This window comes from Okeania sp. SIO2B9 (assembly GCF_010672505.1).
GTDB lineage: Bacteria > Cyanobacteriota > Cyanobacteriia > Cyanobacteriales > Microcoleaceae > Okeania > Okeania hirsuta.
Genome location: NZ_JAAHGK010000111.1, coordinates 1 through 9791 on the forward strand (window position 1 = coordinate 1; position 9791 = coordinate 9791).

A 9791-nucleotide genomic window follows, 5' to 3' on the forward strand; every position below is an offset into this window, starting at 1 on the left:
TGCCATGCTTTGGTTGCTCAGAACCATTTGGCATCGTTTCTATAGAATTTGGCGCTAATATAATAGATTATCAAGAAGTCTTCTAGAGATATATATTTTTTCAGTATGTCAAACAAAAAATCTGGACTATTTATCAGTGGTCTACTGCTAGGTTCAGCTATAGGTACATTAACAGGGTTATTAATAGCTCCTAGAACGGGCAAAAAAACAAGACAGTTGGTGAAAAAATCTGCATCTGCTTTTGCCCTACTTGTAACAGACTTGTCTACCAGTGTCAAATTTCAAGCAGACCGCTTTTCAGGATCTACTGCTAATTCTTGGGAGGAAACTTTAGAAAGACTAAGAGAGGCGATCGCTGCTGGATTAGAAGCTAGTCAAAAGGAGAGAGAAATATTATCTCAACTAGAAGCCAAAAACTCTGAAGTTTCAGTAGTTATAAACAGGGAAAATTAAAACAAAAAGCTTTTTTTTAATCTTAAAATACTCTACAATAGCACCTATTATTGTTAAGATTATCCAGGAATAGGAAGTTATCATTCCCCTGTTTAGGCGAAATACCTGTGAACAACCCCTTGTTTTGGCTTGGATTGTCCCTTTTCCTGGTTGCATTGAGCCTCACTACTGTTTTAATTGTCACCTTACCTGCGATGTTGGCATTAGCTAGAGCTGCTCGTAGTCTAGAAAAGTTAGCAGACATCCTAGCTCGCGAATTACCACCAACTTTAGAAGCAATTCGTCTCACTGGCATAGAAATTAGTGAGTTAACTGATGATGTTAATGATAGTGTCCAGAGTGCAGGAGAAATTGTTAAGCAAGTCGATCGAAGTATTGGTAATGTCCGTCAACAAACCAAGGAAGTTAAAACTACAACGAAAAGTATTTTTACTGGTATTAAAGTAGCCTGGAAAACATTTAATTTAAAACCAAAAACAAAAGAAAATACGAGGAGACCATTAAAGCATTCTTTATCATCTTCTCATAAAAATGTCGCTCAAAGCCATCTTTACAAAGATATTCCTCCTGCTTCTGCAACTGAGGATTCTACTCTAGATGATAAACCTTAGACAGAGAAAAGTTTTCTCCCCTGTACCCTATAGCAATGTGCGCTGACTTATGTACAAAAAACAAGAACTGTCCAATAGCTAATAGTTTTATATTATCGGTTTTTTTATTCCCCCTGTTGCCTGTTGCCTGTTGCCTGCGCACAGCACTATAGTTAGGTCTTGCTGATTAAATATCAAAGCATTGACTGATATTGGTTTTAGCATTTTTTGGTCTCAAAGAGTATCAGCTTTTCAGCGGAAGAAGTTCATGCATGCTAGTATTTTAGGACGATTATGGCAGAAAAATCACTCTTACAATTTTTCCGACTACCTCCTCTATAATTCCCATTTCTCCTGTCTCCTGTCTCCTGTCTCCTGTCTCCTACCCCTACTAAAATACTTTTTCAGCAAACCCTAGTTAAAAGTTATTAACTGCCAAACTACTTACTATCATTGAGCCAACTCCAGAATCTGTAAAAATTTCCTGTAAAAGTGTATGGGGAACTCTACCATCAAGAATATGGGCAGCTCGAACTCCCTGAGCTAAACTCCGCACACAACAATTTACTTTAGGAATCATTCCACCAGATACAATTCCTTTTTCAATCAATTGTCTAGCTTCCTGGATATCTAACTTAACAATTAAACTATCTGGATTATGATAGTCTTCCAAAATTCCCGCTGTATCTGTAAGGAGAATTAACTTTTCTGCATCCATCGCAGCAGCAATTTCACCCGCAACAGTATCTGCATTAATATTGTAAGCTTGTCCTTTTTCATCTGCAGCTACACTAGATACCACGGGAATATAGCCATTATCAACTAGGGATTCTAGAATATCTATTTTGACGTTACTTACTTCCCCAACAAAACCAATACCTTCTCTTCCTTCGGGACGTGCTTTTATTAAGTTCGCATCCTTGCCACACAGACCCACAGCACGGCCACCAGCTTGATTAATTAAAGAAACAATTTCCTTATTAACCCTTCCCACTAATACCATCTCTACTACTTCCATAGTGGGCGCATCAGTAACTCGCAAACCATCCTTAAACTGCGGTTCAATTCCTAATTTACCCAACCAAGAGTTAATCTCTGGGCCACCACCATGAACCACAATCGGACGTATACCCACACAAGATAGTAGTACAATGTCCCTAATTACTTTATCTTTGAGGTTACTATCTTTCATGGCCGCACCGCCATATTTGACGACGATTTTACGACCTGCAAATTTTTGAATGTAAGGTAGTGCTTCACTTAACACTTTGACTCGGTTTATTTCTGATTGATTTTCAAAATCTGTACTTTTTAGCATAGACAGTTACTCTTTTGAATTTATAATTTGAACAATATCAATATATAGTTTATTTCAATTTAAAAGTTAACTACTTAGTTATTTTAAGGTTTCCACAATTGACTGAGAGGAAAATAAATAACAGGAGCCCAAAGACTACTAATAACAGCAGAACCCAAAGCAACTTGCTTATAGTAAACCCAAATTTCTCCAAAGGTTTGATTGCCGATTAATCCTAACTGAATTGCCATGAAAGTTTCTGCAATAATTGCCAGAATAAATGTTACTAAAGCTATGGAAATAAAATCTTCTTGAATAAAGCGTTGCTTCTGTAAAAACACTATGATAAATCCTGCAAAAACTAAAGGAATAACATGAGTGGGATAGGGAGCTGTGATGCTATCTTGAATTAATCCTAAGACTAGGCCAGCGACTAAAGCTTCTATAGTTGAACTCTGGCTACTCCAAGCAACTACCCAAATTAATAACCAGTTAGGTCTTATGCCAAAAATCTCCATTCCTGGAATACGGGTGAACAATAATAGTGCACAAACTAGTGCAGAAGCAATAGTGATTAATGATTTTAAAATAGCTTGCTGAGATATATTAGACATCTGAATTAAGAAAATAAATTTAATAATTTGAAAGTTGTTGAGGATAAGTTAATTTTTCAATTTTTAACCAGGAGAAAATTTTTAGGCTCTTGGTAATTTATACTATTTTTTTTTGCTGCAAAAAACACCTATAGAGTTTCTCAAATTACTGAGGTAAAGTTGTTTTTATTCTTTTGATTTTATTTTCCCGAATTATACCAATTTGGAAAAAGAATGTTACGAATAATCAGGGCAGTTAAAAGACTTTAAAAGAGATGCCCCTTGGACTAAAAAGATAAATTACAACCTAATAAATAGTATCAAAGCTATTCATTCTGTACGTCGCTAATCCGACGGCTCTCCTACCTGACTCGGTCCTCGGTCCTCCTAAGAAATAACCTAATTATTTGTAGCAAATATTTATCAAATTGGTATTACTCAGACCTACGGACGTTGCATGCAACGTCTCTACCTAAAACAAACGAATTTTTTGCCTCACGCTTCTTGGGAATTACTATATAGAGTTTTTTCCAAGTCAATGATAATTTTCATTTGTCTTATGTAAAAGATAATTAGGTAAAAAGAGTCTTTGTAACAGAAGAATTACCATTATTGAAAATTAATAAAAATGGGAAATCAAATAACTGTGAGCAGAATGAGACTGATTTCCTAATAATTTTAGGTCGTGCAAATTATGAATATTTTTGCATGATTTTAATTATGGCAGTCTTAAATTAATTGTCAAAAATTGGAAAGCCTTACCCCTATTCCCTAATTCCCAGATATTTTCTGCAAAATTAAAGTATGACTGCTATATATACTGTCTCTGTTGAATAAAAAATTGACCAATCAAAAGCTTTTAATTTTTATTAAATACATCCAATAACCAAATAACTCAAGAAAGACAACTAAAGAAAAATTAAAAAGTCGATCATTGATAGTTGAATTACTTTTCTGTTTCACTTTGTTTATTTTGATAAACAGTCACCCATTCCAAAGTATTAAGTGGTGCTGATAATTTAACCTTAGCTTGTGGAGCAGGAGTATTATTCAAATTAATAGATTCAACTTTTCCGATAGCCAAACCTGCCGGGAATAATTGACTATAAGCAGAAGTAGATACAAAATCACCAACCTTAACATCAGGAAGATCGTTAAAAAATTCTAAGACAACTGTATCATTACCCTGACCCTTCATAAAACCCATCTGACGACTGCGAATAATTCCTGCGCCAACTTTACTGGTAGAGTCACTTACTAATAATACCTGGCTAGTATGGGGTGTAACGCTAGTTATTCTACCTACTATACCACCAGTTCCCATCACAATAAAATATTTTTGAATACCATCTTTACTACCTCTTCCTAGAGTTACTTTTTGCCACCAATAGTCTGCACTTCTACCCACTACAGGAGCTACTATTCCTTTTGTTTTTTTAGTTTTTGTATAATTAAAAAGTTGCTTGAGAGTATTATTTTGTTTCTCTAATTCTTGTAATTGAATTTCTAGTTCTTCTATACGAGCATTCACTAATACTTCTTGTTGAACAGGACTAGGTTGAAATGGTAAACTCAGCCAATTATAAATTTCAAAAAGTAAAGAACCTTGAGTTTGTCTAACCCAAAAAGCTGCACTTACTGCTAAAATTAATAATGCAGCTTTTCTGATGATTTTTAAGCTTCGACGACGCAATGTTTGCATTGGTAAAACCTGAAAATTTGCTACTACTTTAAACTTTATTACTACTAATTTATATTCAAAACAGAAACTTCTGTATAAGGAGTCAGAAGTCAGAATTCAGAAGTCAGGAAAAATGGGAATTATAGAGGAGGTAGTTGGAAATTGTCCCCTGATTTTTCTGCCCAACTCTTGCCCAAAATGCTAACATTCATGAGCTTCTGAGCAACCGAAAGCCTTGTAGCTTTTTTCACTCCAAAAAGGCACTTGCCTTTATCTGTTAATGCTTTGATAGTTAATCAGCAAGCCCTAACTAGCTAATATTTGATTATTGAAATCGCAATTAACCATGAGTTATTAGTAATTAATCTTCTTACTGAATTTCGAGATTTACTAATTTACTAATTTTAAAAATACAGAGTTTTAGAGAAATTAGGAAAAATGGGTCAGTGATTAAACTTGTATCTCACAGTTCTCAAAAGTTCTGTAAAATTATATATCTATAGGTTATTATCATCAGAACGCTTTTCAATAGGTACTCAAATATAGCAGTACTCACAAAAGTTAGGAATTATAAATCAAGACAAAACTAGGAAATACAAATAATTAACCTTCTACCCCCTATAATTTGGCTACAAAATAACTGAATTTTAGCGCATCTGTCCACTGAAAACCCTTTCCAGTTGTTTAAAATTCTCCAAGACACGACCAGTACCCAAGACTACGCAGGAAAGTGGGTCTGCTGCAATATGAGTGACAATTCCAGTTTCATGGCTAATTAAAGTATCTATCCCATTTAATAAAGCACCACCACCAGCTAGCATAATACCTCTATCTATAATATCTGCTGCTAGTTCAGGAGGAGTACGTTCCAAAGTTCGCTTAACTGCCTCTACAATTATTGATAGAGGTTCTGCCATACTTTCTCTCGTCTCTGCAGATTTGACAGTAACAGTTCTGGGCAAACCTGATAATAAATGTAAACCCTTAACTTCCATCGTTGCCTCATTGTCATCCAAAGTAGGATAAGCTGAACCCAATTTCATCTTGATATCTTCAGCAGTTCGCTCGCCTATTACCAAGCTATGGACTTTTTTCATATACTGAGTAATAGCATCATTCAATTCATCTCCAGCTACACGGACAGATTCACTAAGAACTGTACCTTGTAAACTTAGAACAGCAACTTCTGTAGTCCCCCCACCAATATCCACAATCATATTACCTGTAGGTTCAGCCATAGGTAATCCTGCGCCAATAGCAGCAGCAACTGGTTCATCAATTAATCGTACCTCTCTAGCACCAGCATGAGCTGCAGCTTCCATTACAGCTCTTCTTTCTACACCAGTTACTCCGCTCGGAATGCCAATTACAATTCTTGGAGATACCAAGGTTTTTCCTTCATGAACTTTTCTAATAAAATGCTTTAGCATTAATTCTGCTATATCAAAATCAGCAATGACCCCATCCCGTAAAGGTCTGACCGCAATTACATTAGCTGGAGTTCGCCCCAGCATCCTTTTCGCTTCTTCCCCTACTGCTATAGAAGTTTTTTGCTCCTGGTCAATAGCTACCACAGATGGTTCTTGAAGAACAATACCTTTACCAGATACATATACAAGGGTATTTGCAGTACCCAAGTCAATTCCCATGTCCCGAGACAAAGAAAAGCGATTTATCCAACCCACTGACTTTTGACCCCCAAAATTCAATCTTAGTTTGTGTAATAATTTATCTAGATATATTGCTGAGGTATTCTATTTTGTTTTTACTCCTCAGTCTATCAGGACTATACAAAAATTGATGCAAGCAAATTTAGCTGTCCTTGATTTTATACTGCAACAGGATAGGGACAGAATCTGGAGGAAGTGTTAGATTTAATCAATGGTTGAATAATTAGTCCTCTTGAGATATTCTTGTAGATAATCAGACTAGAATTTAATTAATCATATAATCATATATATAATCATATATATAATAGTTTATGAGTCTAAATATTGTTACTTTGGTTGGTAGGGCAGGTGGAGACCCTAATGTTAAATATTTTGAGTCTGGTAGTGTGGTTTGCAATTTAACTTTGGCAGTAAATCGTCGTTCTAGCAAGAGTGAGCAACCAGACTGGTTCAATTTAGAAATTTGGGATAGAACTGGAGAGATTGCTGCTGACTATGTTCGTAAAGGTAGTTTGATTGGGATAAAAGGTTCTCTAAAGTTTGATTACTGGCAAGACCGTAATACAGGGACAAATCGCTCTAAACCAGTAATTAGAGTATACCAATTAGAATTATTAGGCTCTAAACGTGACGATGCACAAAATTATGATGAATTTTAATTTGATAGGTCAACGAGTCAGGAGTCAGGAGTCAGGAGTTAGGAATTAGGAGTTAGGAGTTAGGAGTCAGGAGCGGGGGAGTAGGGGAGTGGAGGAGAAGTAAACATCAGAATAATTAATACTAACTGGGGTGCTAATTATCAAAAATTCGATCCTGTTTGTGTTAATTACTTAATAATTAAAGTGCTACTTAATTTAAGCATTAATGGATGGTAATTGGTATTAGCAGTAGAGGATAGCCAAAAGACAAGTCGCTCCCCTTGAGCAAACCCCAATTTTAGCAGCGGTCGGTACTGATAATTGATAACTGAAATGACGGTGGGACTTTAAGTTTTCCAGATAAGCAAGGATAGAAATTATTAGACATAGGCGTGAAAATCCAAAATAAAATCAACAGGACTTACGCACAGACTCTACATATAGCGAGAGCAAATACCATTCGTCCCTACAAATGGTGCTTTAAAAGTCAATTTGCGTAAGTCCCGATCAATTATTATCTATAAATTATCAATTATTTCCCCATACTCCCTATTCCCTCTTTTGGAGGAGATGTCAATATGAGTGAGTCTACTCTAGAGCAAATTCTTAAATTAGCTACTCAGAAAGCTGAAGCTGTAGAAATTTATTATTTGTCTACTCAGGAAACACCAATAAAATTTGAAAATAATTGTTTAAAGTCTCTACAAACTAAGGCTCAACAAGGAGTAGCTCTCAGATTAATTTATCAAGGTAAATTAGGTTTTGCTAGTTCTACAGATTTGACAAGAATTGAGGATTTAGTTGAAGGAGCAATTCAAACAGCAAAAGTTAGTGAGACTGCACAATTTAAATTTGCTTCTTCATACAATTTTAATTACCCAAAATTAGAGTTTAATTTACCTCAAGTTAATGAATTAATTACTTCTGGTGAAGAAATTATTGAAAAGATTCATAATTATAACCCCGATATTCTAGTCAATATAGACTTTAATATTCAGAACAAAAATATTAAAATTTTGACTAATACTGATGTTTATGCTCAAAGGTTTAATCAATTAGTTAATGTGAGTATTTCCGGTAACTTAGTTCGGAATGAAGACTTTCTGCAAATATCTACTTCAGATGCAATAAGCGATCGAACCTTAGATATCAATAAACTACTAGAAAAATTAATCCAAAAATATCGATGGGCAGAAAATTCAGCTAAGATTACTACTGGAAATTTTCCCGTATTTTTTACTCCCACAGCAGTAGGAAAGACGATCGCTAGATTATTTAAAACTGTTTTATCTGGACAGCTTGTGGTACAAAAAGCTTCCCCTCTTACCAATAAAGTGGGAGAAACTATGTTCGATCCTCGTTTTACTCTCTTTGAAGACCCAAATATAGTCCTTTATGCTTGTCCCTTTGATGACGAAGGTATCCCAACTACGGTCAAGACTTTTATAGAAGCAGGCACTTTAAAAAGTTTCTATTGGGACCAACAATGGGCTGCTCGTGCTGGACGTAAGTCCACTGGGAATGGTTTCCGAGATGGACTATCTCAACCAACTCCTAGTTTAGTAAATTTGAGTATTAATCCTGGCCAAGCTTCTCCAAGAGAATTGATTAGTAATATAAAAGAAGGTCTAATTATAGACCAGGTATTAGGAGCTAGTAAATCTAATCAATTAGCAGGAGAATTTTCTGTCAATTTAGATTTAGGTTATAAGGTAGAAAAAGGTGAAATAACGGGTAGAGTTAAGAATACAATGGTGGCAGGTAATATTTTTGAAGCATTTCAAAATTTGGTAGATATAGGCAATTTTCCTGAATTAGTTGGCAATAGTTATTATTTGCCATGTATTGTATTTCAAAATTTAGGTGTAGCAACAAGGGAGGCTTAGATATGAAAGTCCTTAAAGTTATTTTGATTAGTTTTTTAGCAGTTTTACTATTGAATGGATGTGTTCAATATGAAGTTGGAATAAATTTTGAGAGCCAAAACCATGGTGAAATTGTGCAACATATTAAATTAGCAGATGAGTTAAAGAATTTCAGTGGGAAGATAGTTTCTGAATGGTTAAGAAGTATAGACACTAGAGTTAATCAATTACGAGGAAAAACTCAAAAAATATCTTCTCAAGAAATTTTAGTTACAATTCCTTTTAATAATGGTGCGGAATTAGAAGAAAAATTTAATCAATTTTTTAAACCTATAGATCCACAAGAATCTAATAATTATGCTGCCGATGTTACAGCAGATTTACCTAAATTTGAATCTCAGATTGAAGTAAGTCAGAATAATTTCTTTTTAGTACTGCGGAATAAATTGAGCATTAATTTAGATTTGCAATTATCTACATCTAATAGCAAAGTTATAGTTAATCCAGATGAGTTATTAGATTTAGAGTTTCAGTTAACTACGCCTTGGGGTTTTAACAACATTCAAGCAACTGAAAATGATGCAATAACTTATCTAAGCGATCGACAAATTGTCTGGAAATTAAATCCAGGAGAATCAAATTCATTAGATGTAGTCTTTTGGATTCCTAGTCCCATAGGAATAGGTACAATCTTAATTGGTTTATTTGTTTATTTAGGTATAGCTTTAAAATATCAAGTACTGCCCGCTTTAGGAATTATTAAAAAATAGATTAATCAATATTGATTTTTATACTATATAATATTGCCTAAAATTTGAGGATTAAAAAATTAAGCTACTGCATCAAAATTATAAAATATATGTAAGCATTTCCTGCGGAATGCGCAAACAACTATTAGCAGTCAGCTAGCTTACTGGGTCGGAACTACATTAACAGCAATTAATAACAAATTAACAGCAATTAATAACAAATAATTACTTCTAAGGTTTGGGAAGGATACTTTG

The 9791-nt window shown here is 34.6% G+C and carries 9 protein-coding genes; 5 read left to right on the forward strand and 4 right to left on the reverse strand.

Annotated elements, in window-relative coordinates; translation table 11 throughout:
• Positions 1–105: 105 nt before the first annotated feature.
• Complete coding sequence (locus F6K13_RS06425; protein ID WP_124144991.1) at positions 106–453, forward strand: YtxH domain-containing protein; 348 nt, start codon at positions 106–108, stop codon at positions 451–453.
• A gap of 107 nt (positions 454–560) precedes the next feature.
• Positions 561–1064, forward strand: a complete 504-nt coding sequence (locus F6K13_RS06430) for a DUF948 domain-containing protein (RefSeq protein WP_124144992.1) — start codon at positions 561–563, stop codon at positions 1062–1064.
• Positions 1065–1461: 397 nt separating this feature from the next.
• On the opposite strand, the gene argB is transcribed toward F6K13_RS06430, so the two are convergent.
• The 4 genes from argB to F6K13_RS06450 all read right to left on the reverse strand — a co-directional run bounded on the left by argB (position 1462) and on the right by F6K13_RS06450 (position 6263).
• Positions 1462–2361: an acetylglutamate kinase gene (argB, locus tag F6K13_RS06435; protein WP_124144993.1), complete on the reverse strand. Its 900-nt coding sequence runs from the start codon at positions 2359–2361 to the stop codon at positions 1462–1464.
• 83 nt (positions 2362–2444) lie between these two features.
• Entirely contained in the window at positions 2445–2954 is a 510-nt protein-coding gene (mreD, locus tag F6K13_RS06440; protein ID WP_124144994.1) for a rod shape-determining protein MreD, read from the reverse strand.
• A 925-nt stretch (positions 2955–3879) separates the two neighbouring features.
• On the reverse strand, positions 3880–4635 hold the full coding sequence (gene mreC / locus F6K13_RS06445) for a rod shape-determining protein MreC (protein WP_287287043.1): 756 nt from the start codon (positions 4633–4635) through the stop codon (positions 3880–3882).
• Positions 4636–5261: 626 nt separating this feature from the next.
• Positions 5262–6263 (reverse strand): rod shape-determining protein, encoded by a 1002-nt coding sequence (locus F6K13_RS06450; protein WP_124145045.1) that lies wholly within the window; start codon positions 6261–6263, stop codon positions 5262–5264.
• Between the two features lie 332 nt (positions 6264–6595).
• Here F6K13_RS06450 and F6K13_RS06455 point away from each other — a divergent pair, with 332 nt between their 5' ends.
• From F6K13_RS06455 to F6K13_RS06465, 3 genes are all read left to right on the forward strand, one after another.
• On the forward strand, positions 6596–6943 hold the full coding sequence (locus tag F6K13_RS06455) for a single-stranded DNA-binding protein (protein WP_124144996.1): 348 nt from the start codon (positions 6596–6598) through the stop codon (positions 6941–6943).
• Positions 6944–7500: 557 nt separating this feature from the next.
• Complete coding sequence (locus tag F6K13_RS06460; protein ID WP_124144997.1) at positions 7501–8808, forward strand: TldD/PmbA family protein; 1308 nt, start codon at positions 7501–7503, stop codon at positions 8806–8808.
• 2 nt (positions 8809–8810) lie between these two features.
• A complete protein-coding gene (locus tag F6K13_RS06465) occupies positions 8811–9557 on the forward strand; it encodes a DUF3153 domain-containing protein (RefSeq protein WP_124144998.1) in 747 nt (248 codons plus the stop codon).
• The last annotated feature ends 234 nt before the right edge of the window (positions 9558–9791 follow it).

Bases quoted from the DNA above. Each gene is read 5' to 3' on its own strand.
- F6K13_RS06425 (WP_124144991.1), top strand. From the start codon at position 106: ATGTCAAACAAAAAATCTGGACTATTTATCAGTGGTCTACTGCTAGGT.
- F6K13_RS06460 (WP_124144997.1), top strand. From the start codon at position 7,501: ATGAGTGAGTCTACTCTAGAGCAAATTCTTAAATTAGCTACTCAGAAA.
- F6K13_RS06450 (WP_124145045.1), bottom strand. From the start codon at position 6,263: ATGGGAATTGACTTGGGTACTGCAAATACCCTTGTATATGTATCTGGT.
- mreC (WP_287287043.1), bottom strand. From the start codon at position 4,635: ATGCAAACATTGCGTCGTCGAAGCTTAAAAATCATCAGAAAAGCTGCA.
- F6K13_RS06455 (WP_124144996.1), top strand. From the start codon at position 6,596: ATGAGTCTAAATATTGTTACTTTGGTTGGTAGGGCAGGTGGAGACCCT.
- argB (WP_124144993.1), bottom strand. From the start codon at position 2,361: ATGCTAAAAAGTACAGATTTTGAAAATCAATCAGAAATAAACCGAGTC.
- F6K13_RS06465 (WP_124144998.1), top strand. From the start codon at position 8,811: ATGAAAGTCCTTAAAGTTATTTTGATTAGTTTTTTAGCAGTTTTACTA.
- mreD (WP_124144994.1), bottom strand. From the start codon at position 2,954: ATGTCTAATATATCTCAGCAAGCTATTTTAAAATCATTAATCACTATT.